Below are 19,587 nucleotides of genomic sequence, written 5' to 3' on the forward strand. Positions count from 1 at the left end.
CGGGCGCGCCGGGCCTACCCTCGGCGCGTGGGCGAGCGTGCGGGCGGACGGGTGCTGGTGTGCGGGCTGGCGACGCTCGACGTCGTGCAGACGGTCGAGCGCGTGCCGACGGCGAACGAGAAGGTCGTCGCCGCCGGGCTGGCGGTCGCGGCGGGCGGGCCGGCCGCGAACGCGGCGGTGACCTGCGCCGCGCTGGGCGTATCGGCGCGGCTCGTGACGCGGATCGGCGGCGGGGCGCTCGGCGGCGTGGTGCGCGAGGACCTGGCGCGGGCCGGGGTGGAGGTCGTGGATCTCGCCGCCCCCGGGGCGAGCCCGCCCGTGTCGACGGTGCTGGTCACGCGCGCGACGGGCGAGCGGGCCGTCGTGTCCGTGAACGCGACGGGGGTCGCAGGCTCGGCCCCGCACCCCGTCGAGGTGCCGGCGGAGGTGTGGGACGGCGTCGGGCTGGTGCTCGTGGACGGGCACCACCTGGACCTGGGCGTGGAGGTCGCGGCCGAGGCGCGGCGGCGCGGGGTGCCGGTGCTGCTCGACGGCGGGTCGTGGAAGCCGGGGCTCGAGGCGCTGCTGGCGCGGGTGGACGTCGCGGTGGTGTCGGCGGACTTCGCGGTGCCCGACGGCGTCGCGGGGGGCGGCGATGTGACGGGGCCCGACGGCGTCGCGGGGGGCGGCGATGTGACGGGGCCCGGCGGCGGGACGCGGCCAGCGCTGGGTGACGCGCTCGACGCCGTGCTGCGGCTCGGACCGTCGGTGGGGGCGCGGTCGGCCGGGGGCGGGCCGATCGACGTGGCCGTGGGCGACGGCCGCGCGTCGGTCCGGGTGCCGGCCGTGCCGGTCGTGGACACGCTGGGGGCGGGCGACGTCCTGCACGGTGCGCTGGCCGCCTGGCTGGCGACGCGAAGGAGCGCCGACGGCGCCCCGGGCGGTCAGCTGGACGAGGTCGTGACCGCGCTGGCGTGGGCGGCGGGCGTCGCGTCGGCGTCGTGCGCGGCGGCGGGGGCGCGCGGGTGGGCGGCGGACGACGGGCTCGTGCAGCGGCTGCGGACGGAGCTCAGGGCGGAGCTCGGGGCGGAGCCCGGCGCGGAACTCGGGGCGTAGCTCGGGGCGGAGCCCGGCGCGGAGCTCGGGGCGTAGCTCGGGGCGGGCGCCGACCAGCGGTGAGGCCGCGCGCGCGGGAGGCCGCGCGGGCGGGGGCCGCGCGCGGCCCGTGGGAGGCCACGATGGCGGTGCGGACAACGCCGCCGGACGCGTCACGCCCGACGCAACGAGGCCGCCGGCGGCAAGCATCCGTGCAGGTCACGGCATCTGTGGACAACCCTTCCCCGGCCACCGCATGTCGGTGCCCGCCGATACTCTGTACTGGTGTTCGAACAGCGCGCGACCGTCCTGAGCCCCGAGGTGCGGCTCGACGTCCGTGCGCCCGGGCCTCGCGTGGAGAAGTCCTTCGCGGCTGCGGTCGAGCGCGCGGTCGCGGCCGCGGCGGAGGCGGACGACGCGCGTCGTGAGGCCCTCGACCGGGCGCCCGGGCCGGAGCTCGCCGGGCTCCTCGCTCGACTGGAGGTGCCCGTCGAGCCGGACGCCGTGCTGCTCGAGGCGATCGACGCGTTCGACCGGCTCGCCGCGTGGGCTGCCTCCCGCCAGGCGGTCGCGGTGAACGAGCTCCGCCGCCGGCGCCAGGCGCAGGGCCGGGCCGGCTTCGTGGCGGACGAGGTCGCCGCCCGACTGGGCACCACCCGCGCGGCCGGGCAGCGCCTCGTCGGCGAGGCGATGGGGCTCGAGCAGGTCCCGCAGGTCTGGGACGCGCTCGACCGGGGCGCCGTCGACCCGCGCAAGGCCGCGATGCTGTGCGACGAGCTGCTCGCACTGCCCGCGCTGCTGCGGTTCGACGTCGCGGCGGAGGTCGTGCCGCTGGCCGGCGGGCTGACGATCCCGGCGCTGCGGGGCCGGATCCGCCGGCGGGCTCTGGCCGCCGACCCGACCTCGGCCGCGCGCGCCCACGAGCGCGAGCGCCGCGGCCGCTACGTCTCCCTCGAGGCGGTGCGGGACGGCATGGCCTGGCTGCACGCGTACCTCCCGGCCCCTGACGCCATCGCGGTCCACGCCACGCTGACCGCGCTGGCCGACGCCACGGCGCCGGATGACCCCCGCGGCGTGGACGAGCGGCGGGCGGACGCGCTGGTCGACGTCGTGACGCGCTGGCTCGACGCCGGGACCTGCCCCGACGGCACCCCCCTGCCGCGCCGCCAGCGCCGCCGGCCGCACCTGCAGGTCACGGTGGCGGCGAGCACCCTCGCGGGCGACGACGACGCACCCGCCGACCTCGCGGGCTACGGCCCGATCAGCGCGGACATGGCCCGGGAGATCGCACGGGACGCGACCTGCACGGTCGTCGGCATCGACCCGCGCACCGGTGAGGCCCGGACGCGCGAGGGTCGCGACCACGGCTTGGGCCGGACGACGCGGGGCAGCGCACCGCCGGGCAACCGACCAGCGGACTCTCGACCAGCGGACTCTCGACCAGCGGACTCTCGACCAGCGGACTCTCGACCAGCGGACTCTCGACCAGCGGGCTACCGACCACCGGCAGCCCTCGCCGACGACGTCCTCGCCCGCGACCGCACGTGCACCTTCCCCGGCTGCCGCGTGCAGGCGATGCGGTGCGACCTCGACCACATCGAGCCCTTCGACCCGGCCCTGCCCGCCGACGACCAGACCGTCGGCGAGAACCTGCACGCCCTCTGCCGGCACCACCACAACCTCAAGACGCACGGCGGCTGGCAGGTGCGACGCGACGACGCCACCGGCCGCACGGTGTGGACCGCGCCGACGGGGCACGAGTACGCACGGGAGCCGGTGGAGGCGCCCGGCGCCGACACCTCGCTCGGCGGAGCGACGCTGACGGGCGAGTCGACAGCAGTCGGGGCGGCAGCCGAGCATGCGACCACCGGAGACGGTGGCGCCGAAGAGCCGCCGCCGTTCTGACGCCGTTCTGACGCGGTGCTGACCGACTGGTCACGCGCCGAGCCCAAGGCCGCTGCTGGGCACGTCGAGTCACACCTGCGCGACGAACGCGCCGTCCACCAGAACCGGCACGACCGGCGAGGCGTCCAACGCCGACGCGACCTCCACGTCGGCACCGAAGCCCGCCACCTGAAGCTCACGGCCGCCGAGCACTCGCGCAGGATCGCGGTCAGATCAGGCGCACAGGCGTCGAAGAGAGCGGCCGCGACCCTCGCCTCTGGGCTCGCGACGCCACCGGGGACGAGCCCACGGAGCCGGGACACGATCGCCCCGGCGCCGAGATGGTCCTCCAGCGCCGGGCGCAGCGACCCGTCCCCGGCCCGGCGCTCCCCGGCCGCGACGACGGCAACGGTGAGCCCCGCGTCGAGCCGCGGCGCGAGCCAGCGCGCGACCGCCCCGGAGTTCCGCAGGCAGCCGGCGACGACGACGGACCCGCTGGCCGCGGTCGCCGCGGCGATGGCGGAGCCGTTCGGCGACGGCAGGACCAACCGCTCGACCGGAGCCGCCTCGAGGAGGGTGGCCGGCGACAGTGACGGCGCGAGGACCGCACCCTCTCGCTGCGCCTCCGCGCGTCCGACGGCCAGGACCGCCTCCTGCTCAGAGGCGAGCGTCCTGGCTCGCTCGTCGTTCCACGGCGACGGGAAGACCCGCGTGCCGCGCTCGGCGGCGACCGTGACGGCCGTCGAGAAGCTCAGCACGTCGACGACCACCGTCACGTCGGCCAGGCACGCCAGGGCGCCCGCGCTCCCCCAGTCCATCCGGAGGGCGAACGCGGTCTGACCGAAGACGTCGTCCACGCACTCGAACGTATCGGCCGCAGGTCGAGGAGCGCGCGAACGGCCCGCTCTCGAGCACCGGCCTTCCGGTCACCCGCGCTTGCGCGCGAACCAGACCTCCTCGCACGGCCACTGCCGCGCCCACTCGGCGGTGACGTACGGGAACGACGTCTGCGCGTCCTCGGGCACCTGGACCTCGATGAGGTCCTCGAGCACCATCCCGCACGAGGCGAGCAGCCGGACCATCTCCCCGTGCGGGAGGTTGAACTCCACGCACCGACCCTCGGGGTCGTCCCACTCCAGGCGGTGCAGGCCGAACAGGGGCCGCAGCAGCTGCGCGGCCACCGTCCCCTCCTGCGGCTCGCAGAGCGACATGAGCACGCCGGTGCGCAGGAACACCAGGCGCCCGCCCGGCCGGAGCACGCGCACCGCCTCGGGGATCCACCGGTAGGGATCGCACCAGGTCACGGCCCCGTACTCGGTGATCGCCAGGTCGAAGGACGCGTCCGGGAAGGGCAGCTCCTCCGCGTTGCCGTGCACCAGGGGGAACTCCAGCCCGAACTCCTCCTGGAGCGCCCGCGCGGTCGCGAGCTGCTCGACCGACACGTCGATCCCCACGGGCCTGGCGCCCCGACGCGCGAGCCACGCGGACACGTACCCGGTGCCGCAGCCGAGCTCGACGACGTCCAGCCCGTCGACGTCCTCCGGCAGCACCGGCACCACCGACTGCGGGATGCCGAAGACGCCCCACTGCGGCTCCTGCGCCGCCCAGTTCACCCGCCCGGCGTCGACCCAGTGCGGGGCCCGTCCGTCCCAGTAGGCAGCGTTCGTCGCCACGTGCGTGTCCACGGGCAGGCAACCTATCCCCGTGCGCGCCCGCGGGCACGGGGATTGCGCGACCCTGCTTGCGACTGCGGCGACCCGGCCTCCGGCCGCAGCGCTCGCCGGGCACGGGGACGGCGCGACCCGCCGCTCAGCGCTCAGGCGGCGGCGACCGCCGTCGGCGTCCGCAGCGCGCTGCGCCCCGCCTCCCACGCGTCGAGCATCTGCGCCCCGGCCAGGCCGTCCACCGCGAGGTACGCGGCCGCGCCCCACAGGACGTCGTCGCGCACCTGCGGTTCGGCCTCCGCGAGCGCGCCCGCGAGGTCACGGCCGGCGATCTGCTCGTGCACCGCGTCCGCCTCGACGTGCTCGTCGAAGTACCGCGTGACGTCCTCGCCGTACCCGAGCCGGCGGAAGCCGTTGCCGTACATGCGGCACGGGATCGAGGACGTCATCTCGAAGGCCGCGAGGTGCCCCGCGATCGCCCCGCGCAGCCGCCGGTGCAGCCCGAAGAGGCTCATGAGGTTGACGTTCGCGAGCGTCGGCGCCGGCACCGCGTCGACGTACGCGCCGTAGGTGTCGTCCAGTCCCAGCGCCCGCATGGTCCCGGCGAACAGCTCGGAGTGGATGTACCCGGGCCGCCCGCCGCCGTACTCGTCGGCCTGCACCTCGATGAGCGCGGACTTCGCCCGCCCGGTCAGCCGCGGCAGCGCCCACGAGTGCGGGTCCGCCTCCTTGAGGTGGTAGATCGACCGGTGCACCACGAACTCGCGCAGCTGCTCGTCGCTGGCCCGCTTGGCGACGTACCCGGACAGGCTCGGCCCCGCGTCGTCGGAGGTGAGCTCGAACAGGGCCTCGGCGACCTCGTCCGCGGTCCGCGCCGCCGTGTCGGGCACGGGCACGAGCTCGCGCACCGCCGCCTCGAACGCCTCCTCGAGCACGGCGCGCGCCGCGAGCAGGTCGGGCGCCCACTCCCACGCCTCGTCGACGCCGTCGAGCCCGCGGTAGTGCAGCTCGTACATGCACAGCAGGGCGAGCTGGACGTCGTCGTCGGCGAGCACACCGCCGGCACGGGCATCGGCGCCCGCACCGGCCCGGCCGACGGCGGCCCGCGCGACGGCGGCCTCCGCAGCCGCGCGCACCTCGGGCACCGGCCCCGGGATGCCGCGCAGAGCGGTCGCCAGGGCCGAGCTCAGCGGGCCGCGTGCGGCGGGAACGCGCATGGTCCTCCTCGTCCGGGCGCGCGCTCGGCCGGTCGGGACGCCCCCGCGGCCGACGACGCGCGTCGCTCCGGCGAGGTTCGCACCTGCGGCCCACCCCCGCATCCGGAGGCCCGACGAGCGCCCCGGCCCGCCTCGGGTTTCACTGGCCTCATGACCGAGCCGCGCATGACCGAGCCGCGCACGACCGAGCCGCGCACGACCGACGGTCCGTGGGCCAGCGTCACCGCCTGCCCGCACGGTCCGCTGCTCGTCCGCGGCGACGTCGAGATCCTCCTGTCCGACGGCTCTCCCGCGCCCCGGCGGCGGTCCACGGTGGCCCTCTGCCGGTGCGGCGCGTCCGGCATCAAGCCGTACTGCGACGGCACCCACAAGGTCATCGGCTTCCGCACGGACGACGAGCAGCCGTCGGTCGCCTGACCCCCGCGCGCCAGCCCAGCACCCAGTCCAGCACCCCAGCCGAGCACCCGAGCCCAGCACCCAGCCCAGTACCCTCACTACCCTGGCCCGATGGCGTACACCGACGACCCGGCCGATCGCGCGCTCCTGGTGGCGGCCGCGTACGTCGTCCTCCAGCGGCGCGACCCCCAGCGGGGCGACGAGGTGCTCCTGCAGCTTCGCCGCGGCACCGGCTACATGGACGAGCACTGGGCGGTCCTCGCGGGCCACCTCGAGCCCGGCGAGACCATCACCGCGGCCGCCGTCCGGGAGGCCGCGGAGGAGTCGGGCGTCGTCGTCGCCGAGGCGGACCTCGAGCCGCTGACGACCCTGCACCGGTTCATCCCGGGCGGGCCGCCGATCGAGCAGCGCGCCGACTTCTTCTTCCGGGCCCGCCGCTGGGCGGGCGAGCCCACGCCGCTGGAGCCGGACCGCTGCGCGGACATGCGCTGGTTCCCGCTCGCCGCGCTCCCGACGCCCGTCGTCCCGCACGAGCTCACGGTCCTGCGCGCGCTGACCGACGGCGGTCGGCCGCCCGCCGTCATCGCGATGCCGCTGGTCACCGGCCAGCCCTGACCGGGCCGGACCAACCGCACGCCTACTTCTTCGCTGCAGGCTTCCGGGTCGTCTTCGCCGCGGGCTTCCGTGCCCCGCCGCGCGCCGAGGTCCGCTTGACCGGCCCGCGGGCCCGCTTCTCGGCGAGCAGCTCGGCCGCGCGCTCGAGCGTCACGGACTCGACCTCGTCGCCCTTGCGCAGGGTCGCGTTGGTCTCGCCGTCGGTGACGTACGGCCCGAACCGGCCGTCCTTGACGACGATGGGCTTGGTCGACACCGGGTCGGGCCCGAGCTCCCGCAACGCCGCCGCCGAGGCGGCCTGGCCCCGCCCGCGCTTGGGCTGCGCGTAGATGGCGAGCGCCTCCTCGAGCGTCGTGTCGAAGATCGCGTCCTCGCTCGGCAGGGTCCGCGAGTCGGTCCCCTTCTTCAGGTAGGGCCCGTACCGCCCGTTCTGCGCGGTGATCTCCTCACCCGTCGCCGGGTCCACGCCGACGACGCGCGGCAGCGAGAGCAGGCGCAGGGCGTCCTCGAGCGTCACGGTCTGCAGCTGCATCGAGCGGAACAGCGACCCGGTGCGGGGCTTGGGCGCGGCCGCGAGCCGCCGCTTCTTCTCGGCCGCCGACAGTCCCTCGGGGATCTCGGGCTCGGGCAGCACCTCGGTGACGTACGGCCCGTACCGGCCGCTGCGCGCCACGATCGTCGTCCCGGTCGCCGGGTCCTCGCCGAGGACGCGGTCGCCGTCGGGCTGGGTCTCGAGCAGCTCGCGCGCCTTCGCGACGGTCAGCTCGTCGGGCGCGAGGTCCTCGGGCACCGACGCGCGGCGAGGGCTGCCGTCGTCGCCCGTCGGGGCAGCGGCGTCCTCGAGGTAGGGCCCGTACCGGCCCACGCGCAGCACGATGCCGTCGCCGATCTCGATCGAGTTGACCTCGCGCGCGTCGATGTCCGGGTGGTTCTCCACGAGGTCGCGCAGGCCGAGCGCGTCGGCGGTCGTGGCCCCCTCGCCCCCGCCGAAGTAGAACCGGCTCAGCCAGGCGACCCGGTCCTTCTGCCCGGCGGCGATGGCGTCGAGGTCCTCCTCCATCGCGGCGGTGAAGTCGTAGTCGACCAGCCGGTCGAAGTTCTCCTCGAGCAGGCGCGTCACCGCGAACGCGAGCCAGCTCGGCACGAGCGCCTGCCCACGACCCGTCACGTACCCGCGGTCCTGGATCACGCCGATGGTCGCCGCGTACGTCGACGGTCGGCCGATCCCCCGCTCCTCGAGCGCCTTGACCAGGCTCGCCTCGGTGTAGCGCGGCGGCGGCGAGGTGCGGTGCCCGTCGGGCGTGAGGGCCACCGCCGTGAGCGGGTCGCCGGCGGCCATCTGCGGCAGCCGCGCCTCGCGCTCGCCGCGCTCGCCACCTGCGCCAGCGCCCGCGCCGCTGTCGTCCGCGTACCGCTCGGCGTCGCGCGACTCCTCGTACGCCGCGAGGAACCCGCGGAACGTGATGACGGTGCCCGACGCCGCGAACACGGCCCGCGTGGGCGCGTCGCCCGCCGCGAGCGCCGCGTCGGCGCCGAGCCGCACCGACGCGGTGGAGCCCCGCGCGTCGGCCATCTGGGAGGCGATGGTGCGCTTCCAGATCAGCTCGTACAGCCGGAACTGGTCACCGGAGAGCTCGCGCCCCACCTGGCCGGGCGTGCGGAAGTGGTCGCCGGCGGGCCGGATGGCCTCGTGCGCCTCCTGCGCGCCCTTGTTCTTCGCGGAGTACACGCGCGGGTGATCGGGCACGAACTCCGGCCCGTACAGGTCGGCGGCCTGCCGACGCGCGGCGTCCGTCGCCTCGCGGCTCAGCGCGGGCGAGTCGGTCCGCATGTAGGTGATGTAGCCGTTCTCGTACAGCGCCTGGGCGACGCGCATCGTCTGCCGCGAGCCCATCCGCAGCTTGCGCGCGGCCTCCTGCTGCAGCGTCGAGGTGGTAAAGGGCGCCGCCGGCTTGCGGGTGTACGGCTTGGTCTCGACCTCGAGCACCGAGAAGGCCGCCGCCTCGAGCGCCGAGGCCCACGCACGCGCCTCGGCCTCGCCCAGCTGCACGACGTCGCCGCGGCCACGCAGCGCTCCCCGGTCGTCGAAGTCGCGGCCGGTCGCCACGCGCGTGCCGCCCAGGGACAGCAGCCGCGCGTCGAACGCGGTGTCGTCGGCCGCCGCCGCCCCGTCGACCAGCCGGAACGTACCCTTGACGTCCCAGTACTCGGCCTCCCGGAACGCCATCCGCTCGCGTTCGCGCTCGACCACCATGCGCGTCGCCACGGACTGCACGCGCCCCGCCGACAGGCCCTGACGCACCTTGCGCCACAGCACCGGCGAGACCTCGTAGCCGTACAGCCGGTCGAGGATGCGCCGGGTCTCCTGCGCGTCGACCAGGCGCTCGTCCAGGTCGCGCGGGCTGGCCAGGGCCCGCTGGATCGCCTCGCGCGTGATCTCGTGGAAGACCATCCGCTTGACCGGCACCTTCGGCTTCAGCTCCGCGAGCAGGTGCCACGCGATGGCCTCGCCCTCGCGGTCCTCGTCGGTGGCGAGATAGAGCTCGTCGGCGTCCTTGAGGGCCTTCTTCAGGTCGGCGACCTTCTTCCGCTTGTCCGGGTCGACGACGTAGTACGGCTGGAAGCCGTTGTCGACGTCGACGGCGAACTTGCCGAAGGGGCCCTTCTTCATCTCCGCCGGCAGCTCGGACGGCTGCGGCAGGTCGCGGATGTGCCCGACGGACGCCTCGACGGTGAAGCCCTCGCCCAGGTACGCAGCGATCGTGCGCGCCTTGGCCGGCGACTCCACGATGACGAGCTTGCGACCTGGCACGGTGGTGGGACCTCTCCTCGGATGGTCGACGAACCGACCGGTCCGTCGGAGGCGCACTCTACGACCTCGCGTCAAGCCCGCGGGCGACGGGCCGTCCCGATCATGGCACCGGCGCGGGCTCCGTGATCCTCAGCACCACCAGCACGACGCCGAACACGGCGGCGCACACGGCCACGATGCCGAGGGACCCGCCGGCGTACGCGGTGAAGAGCGCCTCGCGCGTCTCGAGGCCCGTGCAGTGGTGCTGGCCCTCCACCTGGCCGAGGGCCTCGAGCGTCCGCATCAGCGCCAGTCCGGCAACGCCGGCCGCGACGACGCCGGCCCCCAGGAGCAGGCTCGCGGCCGTCGACTCCCGGCGGTGCTGGGCCCGGGTCCCGCGCGAGCCGCTCGGCCCGAGGGCCCGCGCCAGGCAGGTCCAGGCGAGCACCAGCAGCACCGCCGCGACCACGTCCCCCGGCCGGTGCCACGCCCCGATCAGCGTCGACACCCCGGTGCCCGCCGCGTACAGCCCGCCGACGACGGCGACCCCCGCCCGCCAGGCGCGCGGCACCACCAGCACCAGGGCGACGGCGCACGACGTCGCCGCGATGGTGTGCCCGCTGGGCAGCGTGTTGGCGAGCCGGTCGCCGACCTCGAGGTCGGGCCGCTCGAAGACCCCGTACTTCAGGAGCTGCCCGGACGCGTTGGCGCCCGCGATGAGGAGGACGACCTGCGCCGCCAGCAGCCACCGCCGGCGCACCAGCGCGACGATCACCGCGATCGCGAGCACGGCCGCGATGAACGGCACGGAGATCACGTCGAGCACCGGCTCGGCGACCCGCCAGAGCTGGTTGCGCCCCAGCTCCGCGCCCTCGAACGCGGCCTGGTCCAGCAGCTGCCCCTCGTACGTGCCGACGAACACGCGCCACGTCGCCCACACCGCCGCCGCCGCGAGCAGCCCGACCACGACGACGGCCGTCCGCACGACGACCTCGCGCCGCACCGACGTCGGCGGCGCGGGCGCAGGGTCGAGGTCGGCTGCCACGCGCCTTACGTTAAGCGACCGGCCCACGAGCCGCCGTGCGCCTGCGGTCGGACCACCGGGGCGCCGTCTCCATCCCAGGATGGGCTCGGCAGAAGGTCACCGACCCACAGGTCGCGCACAGGTTTCGCACAGCGCGCGGGCACGGCGCGGGCCGACAATGGCCGCATGGATCACGGCGCAGACCCGCGCACGACCGACCGGACGACGAGCCGCGCCGGCGGCCCGCCCCGCCTGGTCCGCGAGGACGGCTCGCCCGTGCGCGTCCTGGTGGTCGACGACGAGCCGATGCTCGGCGAGCTGCTCTCGACGGCCCTGCGCTACGAGGGCTGGCAGGTCGAGTCCGCCCTCACGGGCCGCGCCGCGGTGAAGACGGCCGCCGCGCTCGACCCCGACGTCGTCGTGCTCGACGTGATGCTCCCGGACATGTCGGGCTTCGACGTCCTGCGGCGCCTGCGCGACGCCCGCCCGCGCGTCCCGGTCCTCTTCCTCACCGCGCGCGACGCCGTCGAGGACCGCATCGCCGGGCTCACCGCCGGCGGCGACGACTACGTCACCAAGCCGTTCAGCCTCGAGGAGGTCGTCGCCCGGCTGCGCGCCCTGCTCCGGCGCGCGGGTGCCGCGACGGCCGAGGAGGACGCGCGGCTCGTCGTCGGCGACCTCGTGCTCGACGAGGACAGCCACGAGGTCTTCCGCGGCGGCGAGGAGATCCGGCTCACCGCGACCGAGTTCGAGCTGCTCCGCTACTTCATGCGCAACCCGCGCCGCGTGCTGTCGAAGGCGCAGATCCTGGACCGGGTGTGGCACTACGACTTCGGCGGGCAGGCGAACATCGTCGAGCTGTACGTCTCCTACCTGCGGCGCAAGATCGACGCCGGCCGCGCCCCGATGATCCACACGCTCCGAGGCGCCGGCTACGTGCTCAAGCCGGCCGACCAGGGCTGACGTGTCGGCGAACCAGCCGCAGCAGGCGCAGCCGCGCGCCCGCTGGAGCCTGCGCCAGCGACTCGTCGCGCTCGTGCTGGCGCTGCTCGCGACGGTTGCCACGGTCATCGGCGTCGCCTCGACGCTGGCGCTGCGCTCGTCCCTCGTCGACCGGCTCGACGCCGAGGTGTCAGCGGCGGCCGACCGCTCGCTCAGCTACTTCACGCGCTGGCCCCTGCCGGGCGGCAACCGCGGCGTCGACATCCCCGGCCAGGCCGCCGGGACCGTGACCCTCGCGACCGACGGCTCCGTCGGCGTGGCCTGGCACATCACCGACACGGGTGGCCGCGCCGCTCTGGACGACGAGCAGCGCGACGTGCTGCTCGACCTGCCGCTCGACGGCGCGGTGCACACCGCACGTCTGGGCTCGCTGGGCGAGTACCGCGTGACGGCGGTGGCGGGCGACGGCGTCGTGACGGTCGCCGGCCTCTCGCTCACCGAGGTGGCTGCGACGACCCAGCAGCACATCGCGACGACCGCGGCCGTGACGCTCGCGGGCCTCCTCATCGTCGGGCTCGCGGGCACCTGGCTGGTCCGCCGCGAGCTGCGTCCGCTCGAGCGCGTCGCCGGCACCGCGGCCCGAGTCGCGGCCACGCCGATGGCGCGGGGCGCCGTCGTGCTCGCCGACCGCGTGCCCGAGGCGGACACCGATCCCGGCACCGAGGTCGGCCGCGTGGGCGCCGCGCTCAACCAGCTCCTCTCGCACGTCGAGGACGCGCTCGCGGCCCGGCACCGCTCCGAGACGCAGGTGCGCCAGTTCGTCGCCGACGCGAGCCACGAGCTGCGCACGCCGCTCGCGTCGATCCGGGGGTACGCCGAGCTGGTCCGCCGGCTCGACAGGGGCCCCGAGGACGTGCCACCGGACGTCGTGCGGGCGATGGACCGCGTGGAGTCCGAGGCCCGCCGGATGACGTCCCTGGTCGAGGACCTGCTGCTCCTCGCGCGCCTCGACGCGGGCCGGCCGATCAGCCGCGGCCCCGTGGACCTGGCCTCCCTCGCGGCGGACCTCGTCGCGGACGCCCACGTCGCCGGCCCGGACCACGCCTGGCGCCTGGAGGTCCCGGAGACCGCGGACGACGTCGTGGTCACCGGCGACGACGGCGCCCTGCGACAGGTCCTCGCGAACCTCCTGTCCAACGCCCGCCTGCACACCCCGGCCGGGACCACGGTCACCACGTCGGTCACGTCGAGCGGCTCCGGCGGCTCGGGGAGCGTGACGATCGCCGTGCGCGACGACGGCCCCGGCATCGACCCGGAGCTCGTCGGCCGCCTCTTCGACCGCTTCGCCAGGGGCGACGCCGCCCGCTCCCCCGGCACGGGCACGGGGCTGGGCCTGTCCATCGCCAAGGCTGTCGTGGACGCCCACGGCGGCACGATCGCCGCCGACGGGACCCCCGGGGCCACGACGATCACGGTCACCCTCCCGGTCGCGGGCCCGGCGCCCCGGCCGCCGGACGAGGGAGACCCGACGGCCTGACGCGGAGCGCCCGCACGCATTGCCTGACAAGCAAAATTGCTCATTGCGCAAGATTCTGTCTACCGTGGTGACCTCACCACGACGGACGGAGCTCAGGACATGTCGCGTTTCCTCTACCGGTGGGGGCGTCTCGCCGCCACACGCCCGTGGCGCGTCCTGGGGGTCTGGGCCCTCGTCGTCGCCGGCGTCGCCGCCCTGCTCGCCACCCAGACGCCGTCCATCGCGACGACCCTGACGCTCGACGACGCGCCCGCCCAGGAGGTGCTCGACGACATCGCCGCCGCGCTGCCCGAGGCGGCCGGGACCCAGGGCGTGATCGTCTTCACCGCGACCGACGGCGGGCGCGTGGACTCACCCGCCCGGGCGTCCGCCATCGGCGCCGCCCTCGACGGCGCGCTGACCAGCGGCATCGTCGTCGACCGCGAAGCGCGGCTCGCCGAGGAGCGCGCCCGCGTCGAGGCGACCGTGCGCGCGCGGGTCGAGGCCGGCGTGGCCGACGAGGTGTCGGCCCGCCTGGAGGAGCTGCTCGCGGGACTGCAGCAGGCCCGGACCCAGGCGACCCCCCCGAGCGCCGACGTCCCCGCCGAGCGGCGTACGGCGCTCGCGGCGGCCTCCGCCCGCCTCGACGACCTGGCGGCACGCGCGGAGGCGCTGCTGGCCGCCGACGACCGGGCCCGCATCGAGGGCACGGGAGCGCTGTTCGCCGACGCCGGCACGCTCCAGGCCGACCTGGCCACTCTGGCGCCGACCGGTGTCACGCTCCCCCAGGCCGACCCCGCCATGTCCGACCCCGTCGCCGCCGTGGAGTCCGCTGTCGCGGAGGGCACGGCCACCGCGCTCGACCGCATGGCAGCGCTCACGGCCGGCACCTCGCCGCGGGGCGAGCCCCTGCGCACGCCGGACGGCCCCCGCCCGGGCGTCGTGGTCTCCGCGGACGGCACGACGGCGGTCGCGACCCTCCAGCTCACCGAGCAGGCGTCCGACCTGCCCGACGGCGCGCTGGACGACCTGCTCACCGGTATCGAGAACACCGTCGCACCCGCCGGTCTGGACGCCGCCGCGAGCAGCGCGCTCCAGCCGCTCGAGGCGCCCCTCGGCGGGACCGAGGTCATCGGCCTGGCCGTCGCGGCCGTCGTGCTCCTCCTGACCCTCGGCTCGCTCGTCGTCGCGGGCCTGCCCATCCTCACCGCGCTGCTGGGCGTGTTCATCGGCGTCGGCGGCGCCTACGCGCTGTCCGGCAACTTCCTCATGACCACGTCGACCCCGGCCCTCGGCCTCATGCTCGGGCTCGCGGTCGGCATCGACTACGCCCTGTTCCTCGTGCACAAGCAGCGCTCGCTGCGCTCCCGGCTCGGGCTCGACCCGGTCGAGGCCACCGCGCGCGCGACCGCGACGGCCGGCGGCGCCGTGCTGTTCGCGGGTTCCACCGTCGTCATCGCCCTGCTCGGCCTGCTCACCCTGGGCATGGGGTTCGTGACCACGATGGCCGTCACGGCGGCCGTGACCGTGGCGCTCGCGGTCGCCCTGGGGCTGACGGCCGTGCCGGCGCTCCTCGGGCTGGTCGGGTCCCGGGGCCGGGCGCCGTCGCACGCCCCGACGGCCGACGGCGCCGCCCACCACGGCCGGTTCGGGCGCGCGGCCGAGCGCTGGGTCAGGACCGTGACGGCGCGGCCCGCCGCCACGATCACCGCCGTCGTCATCGCACTCGGCGCGCTCGCGGTGCCCGCGGCCGCCATGGAGCTCGGGATGCCGTCGGGCGCCACCGCGGAGCCCGGCTCGCCGTCGCGCGTCGCCTACGACGGCGTCACCCGCACGCTCGGCGAGGGCGCGAACGCCCCGCTCGTCGTCGCGGTGACCCCCGCCGACCCCGCGGGCGGCAACCTGGACCAGCTCGAGACGTGGCAGGGCGAGCTCGGGGACCGGGCGGACGTCGCCGACGTGCGGCTCATGGGCAGCTCGCCCGACTCGGGCCTCGTCCTGTTCACCGTCGTCCCGGACGGCGGCCCCACCGACCAGGCCACCGCGGACCTCGTCACCGACCTGCGCGACGCCGAGCTGACCGGCGCCGACGCCGTGGGCGTGACCGGGCTCACCGCGCTGAACATCGATCTGTCGTCGGCGCTCGCGGCGGCGATTCCGGTCTACGTCGTGCTCGTCGCGGGGCTCTCGCTCGTCGTGCTGCTGCTGGTGTTCCGCTCCGTCGTCGTGCCGCTGGCCGCCACCGCCGGGTTCCTGCTGTCGATCGGCGCCACGATGGGTCTGGTCGTGGCCGTGTTCGGCCACGCGGACCTGTCCCGGCTCGTCGGCGTCGACCGCGCCGGGCCGATGCTCAGCTTCCTGCCGATCATGGCCACCGGGATCCTGTACGGCCTCGCGATGGACTACCAGGTGTTCCTCGGCACCTCCATCCGCGAGGAGCACGTGCACGGCGCGCCCGCGCGCCGTGCCGTCGTCGCGGGGTTCCACCACGCCAGCAGGGTCGTCGTCGCGGCGGCGGTGATCATGATCGCGGTCTTCGGCGGCTTCGTGCTGAGCACCGACACGACGATCCGCCAGTTCGGCTTCGCGCTCTCGGCCGGCATCCTCATCGACGCGTTCCTCGTCCGGATGACCCTCGTCCCCGCCGTGCTGCACCTGGCCGGCGAGCGGGCGTGGTGGCTGCCGCGGTGGCTCACGCGCGTGCTGCCCGAGGTCGACGTCGAGGGCTCGCACCTCGACCTGCCCGCCGCACGTGAGACGCTCAGGCCGTGAGCCCGGGACTGCGCGAGGCCAAGCGCGCCGCCATGGAGCAGCGCCTGGCGGCGATCGCGTTCGACCTCGTCCGCGAGCGGGGCTTCGCCGAGGTGACCGTCGACGACATCGTGCAGGAGGCGGTCGTCTCCCGACGGACCTTCTCCAACTACTACGCCTGCAAGGAGGCCGCCGTCGCCGCGGTCGTCGGACACCGCGCGCGGGCCGCGCTGGACTCCTGGGTCCCGCCCGACGGCGCGGACGTCCTGGAGGTCGTCGGTCACCTCGTCGACCACCAGGTCGAGCGGGGGACGCTCGAGGTGCTGCAGCAGGTCGCCGGCCTCGCCGTCGCGCACCCCCAGCTGCGGCCGTACGTGCACGAGGCGCAGTGGCAGGTCTGGGAGGGCGTCGGCGAGCGCGCCCGGGCGGCGACGGGTGCCCGGGACGCCGGCCGCGCCGAGACGGTGGACCTCGTCGTCGGCGCGCTGTTCGGCCTGGTCAGCGCCGGGCTCGGCGCCGATGGTCCCGCCGGGACCGAGGCGGCAGGTGACGCGGCGTCGGTCCACGACCGGGTCCGCGGCGCGCTGGGACGGCTCCGCGCCGGGCTGGAGGACCCGGCGGGCTAGGCGACGACGCTCAGGGCGCCCCCGCGTCGTCGGCGCGCACGAGCAGGCCGTCGCGGACGAGGTCGCGCAGCGGGCCCGTCACCTCGGCGGTGACCAGCTCCGCCGGGAGGTCGAGCAGGGCGGTCATCGCCGCGAGCACCTGGCCCACTGCGAACTCGCCGTCCAGCGCCCCGACCAGGGCGGCAACCGTCGGCGACACTGTGACCGCCCGCTCGAACCCGGAGTTCTGCCGCAGCCGGACCACCATCGGCTCGGCCGCGCCCGGGGTGTGGTGCCGGTCCTCGACGACGTCGGGCGCCGGGACCAGGCGGGTCCCGGCGAGCTCGGCGTCGTCGGCCACCGCGAGCCAGTCGTGCGCCGCGAGCGCCGCCGCCAGGTGCGCGCCGAGCGGCTGGTGCATCGGCCCGGTCTGCTCCTCCAGCCGGCGCAGGGTCGGCACGCCGCGCGTCGGTCGGCGCAGCACGACCAGCCCGAAGCCGACCGCCTCGACGTCGCGCGTCGCGAAGTCGTCGAGCCACGCGTCGACGCCCGCGCGCCAGGCCGCCGGGTCGCGGTCGGGCGAGGTGCCGCCGTCGCGCAGCCAGGTCTCCGCGTACTCGGCGGGATCCTGCACCTCGCGCTGGACCACCCAGGCGTCCAGACCCGCGCGGTCCACCCACTCCCCCACGCGCTCGCGCCAGTCCTGCCCGCGCCGGTGCTCCCAGTTGCCGAGCAGCTGCGCCACCCCGCCCGGCGCGAGCACGTCGCCGGCCCCGAGCACCAGGTCGCGCACGACGTCGTCCCCGCTCGCCCCGCCGTCGCGGTACACGTAGCGCTGGTCGGGCCCGGCGGCGTCGGACGAGCGCGGCGTGATGACGAACGGCGGGTTGGACACGACGAGGTCGAAGACGCCCGACCCCCGCACCGGCTCGAGCATCGAGCCCTCGCGCAGGTCGAGCGTCACCCCGGCGAGCGCGGCGTTGAACGCGGCGTAGGCCAGGGCGCGCGGCGCGAGGTCGGTCGCCACCACGGTCTGCGCGTGCCGGGAGGCGAGGAGCGCCTGGATGCCGCACCCGGTGCCCAGGTCGAGCACCCGGCGGCGCGGGCTGCGCATCGTCACCCCGGCGAGCGTGAGGGACGCGCCCCCGACGCCGAGCACGTGGTCGGCCCGCAGGCGCCGCCCGGTCGCCAGCTCGCCGGGGTCGGAGGCCAGCCACCACTCGGCCCGGCCGAGCGCGTCCTCCACGACGACCGGCTGCAGGTCGGCCAGGGGCCGGACCTCGTCGTCGGGCCCGGTGCCGGCGGCCTCGACCAGACCCAGGGCGACGCACCCGCCGGTCCCCGCGCGCGGCAGCGCCCGGTCGAGGTCGGCCCGCCGCACGGGCACCCCGAGGACGAAGGCCCGCACCAGCACCGCCGCGGGCTCGGGGCGGCCGGCAGTGTCACGCAGCGCCGGCACCGCCTGCTCGCGCCCGAGCGCGGCGCGGGCCACCGGCCCGAGCACCGCCTCGACGTGCTCCGCCGTGAAGGCGTCCGCCAGGTCCGCCCGCAGGCCGTCGAGCGCCTCTGCCAGCGCCGGCCCGACGCGCGGCGTGCTCATGACCACCGCACGTCGACGACGACGGGCAGGTGGTCCGACGCCCGGGCCGTGTGCTCGTCGCTGACGACGCGCGCGCCGGATGCGACGACCCCGCGGCTGCCGAGCACCGCGTCGATCCGCTTGACGGGCGCGGTCGCCGAGTAGGTCGGGCCGGCGTGGGCCGCGAGGTCGCGCAGGTTCATGCCCAGGCGGCGCCAGCTCGGCCCGTCCGGGAGCTCGTTGAGGTCCCCGAGGACGAGGCAGTTCGGCGCGGCGGCGACCAGCGGCATGATCCGCACGACCTGCCGCGACCGCTCGTGCGCGGACAGGCCGAGGTGGACCGAGATGATCCGCAGGCCGGCGTGCTCCGCGATCGCCAGCCCGCGCAGGGTGCGGCCCGGCGCCGAGGGCAGCCGCATCCCGCGCGCGCCCGTGATCGCGAGCTCCGGGCGGGCGAGCAGCGCCGTCGTGCGCGCGCCCTCCCCGGCGACGACGACCTCCAGGCCGGCCTCCGCGGCGAGCCGCCGCAGCCGCCACCGGCCCACGACCCCGCCGCGCGGCGGCTCCTGGATCGCGACGACGTCCGGCGCGCACGCGCGCAGCACCGCCACGACCGCCGCCCGGTCGTCCTTGAGCATGCGGATGTTGTAGGTCATCACTCGCAGCGTCGTCACCCGGCCATTCTTGCCCGCCCTGGTCCGGTTCTCACCGGCCGTGCCACGATGGCCGCTCCGAGCGGCGCTGTCGCAGGGGCGGCGCCCGACGCGAGGAGACCCACGTGCGCGCCATCCGCCGCCAGACCCGTCCCGCGGTGCTCGTACCGCTCGCCGCCGCCGCGCTGCTGCTGGGCGCGTGCTCCGGCGGCGGGGGCGACGCCGAGGAGCCGACCGCCACGGCGTCGGCGGCCGAGGAGACCGACGAGCCGACCGCAGAGCCCACCGAGGACGACGGCGGCGACGCCGCGGCGTCGGGCGGTGCCGGCTGCGTCGAGGGCGTGTGGGTCTCCGACGCCGAGGAGCAGGCCGCCGCGACGACCTCCGCGCTGGGGATGTCCGACCTCGGGGCGCAGGCCACGGTGTCCGGGGACTCCCTGACCACCATCGCCGACGGCACCATGACCACGCAGTACCGGGACCAGGTGGTCGAGGTCAGCTGGGAGATGGAGGGCCAGGAGTTCCGGATGGTCAACAGCTGGTCCGGCACCCTGACGGCGGCCATCGAGGTCACCAACGAGCAGGTGGTGATCTCCGCCGTCGACTCGAGCGCGCTCGAGATGACCTACGAGACGTACGTCAACGGCGAGCAGCTCGACGTCCCGGGCCTGGAGGACATCCCGCTCAGCGGCATGGCCGCCGGCGGGACCAGCACCTACACGTGCTCCGGGGACGAGCTCCGGCTGACCCCGGTCGTCGAGGGCATGGACACCAGCGCGATGGTGACGGTGCTCCACCGCGAGGGCTGACGGGGCCGAGGCCCCGCCCGCCCCGGCGTGCCTACGCCGGCGTGACCTGCGCCGACGGACCCTCCCC

The 19,587-nt window shown here is 76.1% G+C and carries 16 protein-coding genes and 1 pseudogene; 9 read left to right on the forward strand and 8 right to left on the reverse strand.

Features of this window, described 5'->3' with window-relative positions; genetic code table 11:
- The first annotated feature begins 27 nt into the window (after positions 1 to 27).
- On the forward strand, positions 28 to 1,095 hold the full coding sequence (locus AFE02nite_RS09070; protein WP_146819499.1) for a PfkB family carbohydrate kinase: 1,068 nt from the start codon (positions 28 to 30) through the stop codon (positions 1,093 to 1,095).
- 264 nt (positions 1,096 to 1,359) lie between these two features.
- Positions 1,360 to 2,979 (forward strand): HNH endonuclease signature motif containing protein, encoded by a 1,620-nt coding sequence (locus AFE02nite_RS09075; RefSeq protein ID WP_146819500.1) that lies wholly within the window; start codon positions 1,360 to 1,362, stop codon positions 2,977 to 2,979.
- 69 nt (positions 2,980 to 3,048) lie between these two features.
- On the opposite strand, the gene AFE02nite_RS17740 is transcribed toward AFE02nite_RS09075, so the two are convergent.
- The 4 genes and pseudogenes from AFE02nite_RS17740 to AFE02nite_RS09090 all read right to left on the reverse strand — a co-directional run bounded on the left by AFE02nite_RS17740 (position 3,049) and on the right by AFE02nite_RS09090 (position 5,839).
- Positions 3,049 to 3,171 carry a hypothetical protein gene (locus AFE02nite_RS17740; protein ID WP_261765559.1) on the reverse strand — a complete coding sequence of 41 codons (123 nt, stop codon included), beginning with the start codon at positions 3,169 to 3,171 and terminating at the stop codon, positions 3,049 to 3,051.
- Positions 3,172 to 3,218: 47 nt separating this feature from the next.
- A pseudogene (locus AFE02nite_RS18005) lies at positions 3,219 to 3,776 on the reverse strand (2-phosphosulfolactate phosphatase); the annotation flags it as partial.
- A 108-nt stretch (positions 3,777 to 3,884) separates the two neighbouring features.
- A complete protein-coding gene (locus tag AFE02nite_RS09085; RefSeq protein WP_222594374.1) occupies positions 3,885 to 4,643 on the reverse strand; it encodes a class I SAM-dependent methyltransferase in 759 nt (252 codons plus the stop codon).
- Between the two features lie 131 nt (positions 4,644 to 4,774).
- Complete coding sequence (locus AFE02nite_RS09090; RefSeq protein WP_146819501.1) at positions 4,775 to 5,839, reverse strand: iron-containing redox enzyme family protein; 1,065 nt, start codon at positions 5,837 to 5,839, stop codon at positions 4,775 to 4,777.
- Positions 5,840 to 5,989: 150 nt separating this feature from the next.
- Between AFE02nite_RS09090 and AFE02nite_RS09095 the strand changes: the two genes are divergently transcribed.
- Positions 5,990 to 6,256 (forward strand): CDGSH iron-sulfur domain-containing protein, encoded by a 267-nt coding sequence (locus tag AFE02nite_RS09095; protein ID WP_146819502.1) that lies wholly within the window; start codon positions 5,990 to 5,992, stop codon positions 6,254 to 6,256.
- A gap of 90 nt (positions 6,257 to 6,346) precedes the next feature.
- Positions 6,347 to 6,850, forward strand: a complete 504-nt coding sequence (locus tag AFE02nite_RS09100; RefSeq protein WP_034247791.1) for an NUDIX domain-containing protein — start codon at positions 6,347 to 6,349, stop codon at positions 6,848 to 6,850.
- A gap of 22 nt (positions 6,851 to 6,872) precedes the next feature.
- Here the strand turns inward: AFE02nite_RS09100 and topA are convergent, their stop codons facing one another.
- Together topA and AFE02nite_RS09110 are read right to left on the reverse strand one after the other, a co-directional pair.
- Complete coding sequence (topA, locus tag AFE02nite_RS09105) at positions 6,873 to 9,662, reverse strand: type I DNA topoisomerase (protein ID WP_034247793.1); 2,790 nt, start codon at positions 9,660 to 9,662, stop codon at positions 6,873 to 6,875.
- A 100-nt stretch (positions 9,663 to 9,762) separates the two neighbouring features.
- Complete coding sequence (locus AFE02nite_RS09110; protein ID WP_052113909.1) at positions 9,763 to 10,686, reverse strand: phosphatase PAP2 family protein; 924 nt, start codon at positions 10,684 to 10,686, stop codon at positions 9,763 to 9,765.
- A gap of 165 nt (positions 10,687 to 10,851) precedes the next feature.
- Between AFE02nite_RS09110 and AFE02nite_RS09115 the strand changes: the two genes are divergently transcribed.
- The 4 genes from AFE02nite_RS09115 (at position 10,852) to AFE02nite_RS09130 (ending at position 16,500) form a co-directional block, all read left to right on the forward strand.
- Positions 10,852 to 11,628 (forward strand): response regulator transcription factor, encoded by a 777-nt coding sequence (locus AFE02nite_RS09115; RefSeq protein ID WP_052113910.1) that lies wholly within the window; start codon positions 10,852 to 10,854, stop codon positions 11,626 to 11,628.
- Position 11,629: 1 nt separating this feature from the next.
- The gene (locus AFE02nite_RS09120) at positions 11,630 to 13,144 is read left to right on the forward strand and encodes a sensor histidine kinase (RefSeq protein ID WP_034247794.1); all 1,515 of its coding nucleotides are present in this window, start codon (positions 11,630 to 11,632) and stop codon (positions 13,142 to 13,144) included.
- Between the two features lie 99 nt (positions 13,145 to 13,243).
- Positions 13,244 to 15,895 carry an MMPL family transporter gene (locus tag AFE02nite_RS09125; RefSeq protein WP_146819504.1) on the forward strand — a complete coding sequence of 884 codons (2,652 nt, stop codon included), beginning with the start codon at positions 13,244 to 13,246 and terminating at the stop codon, positions 15,893 to 15,895.
- The gene (locus AFE02nite_RS09130) at positions 15,892 to 16,500 is read left to right on the forward strand and encodes a TetR/AcrR family transcriptional regulator (RefSeq protein WP_052114096.1); all 609 of its coding nucleotides are present in this window, start codon (positions 15,892 to 15,894) and stop codon (positions 16,498 to 16,500) included. The genes AFE02nite_RS09125 and AFE02nite_RS09130 overlap by 4 nt, the downstream gene beginning before the upstream one ends.
- A 10-nt stretch (positions 16,501 to 16,510) precedes the next feature.
- Here AFE02nite_RS09130 and AFE02nite_RS09135 read toward each other — a convergent pair whose 3' ends face one another.
- Together AFE02nite_RS09135 and AFE02nite_RS09140 are read right to left on the reverse strand one after the other, a co-directional pair.
- Entirely contained in the window at positions 16,511 to 18,079 is a 1,569-nt protein-coding gene (locus tag AFE02nite_RS09135; protein WP_146819505.1) for a DUF7059 domain-containing protein, read from the reverse strand.
- Positions 18,076 to 18,732, reverse strand: a complete 657-nt coding sequence (locus AFE02nite_RS09140) for an endonuclease/exonuclease/phosphatase family protein (RefSeq protein ID WP_146819506.1) — start codon at positions 18,730 to 18,732, stop codon at positions 18,076 to 18,078. Before AFE02nite_RS09140 ends, AFE02nite_RS09135 begins: the two co-directional genes overlap by 4 nt.
- A gap of 104 nt (positions 18,733 to 18,836) precedes the next feature.
- On the opposite strand from AFE02nite_RS09140, the gene AFE02nite_RS09145 reads away from it, so the two are divergent.
- Positions 18,837 to 19,520: a hypothetical protein gene (locus tag AFE02nite_RS09145; protein WP_034248793.1), complete on the forward strand. Its 684-nt coding sequence runs from the start codon at positions 18,837 to 18,839 to the stop codon at positions 19,518 to 19,520.
- Positions 19,521 to 19,587 lie beyond the last annotated feature (67 nt).

This window comes from Actinotalea fermentans, assembly GCF_007991475.1.
Lineage (GTDB): Bacteria > Actinomycetota > Actinomycetes > Actinomycetales > Cellulomonadaceae > Actinotalea > Actinotalea fermentans.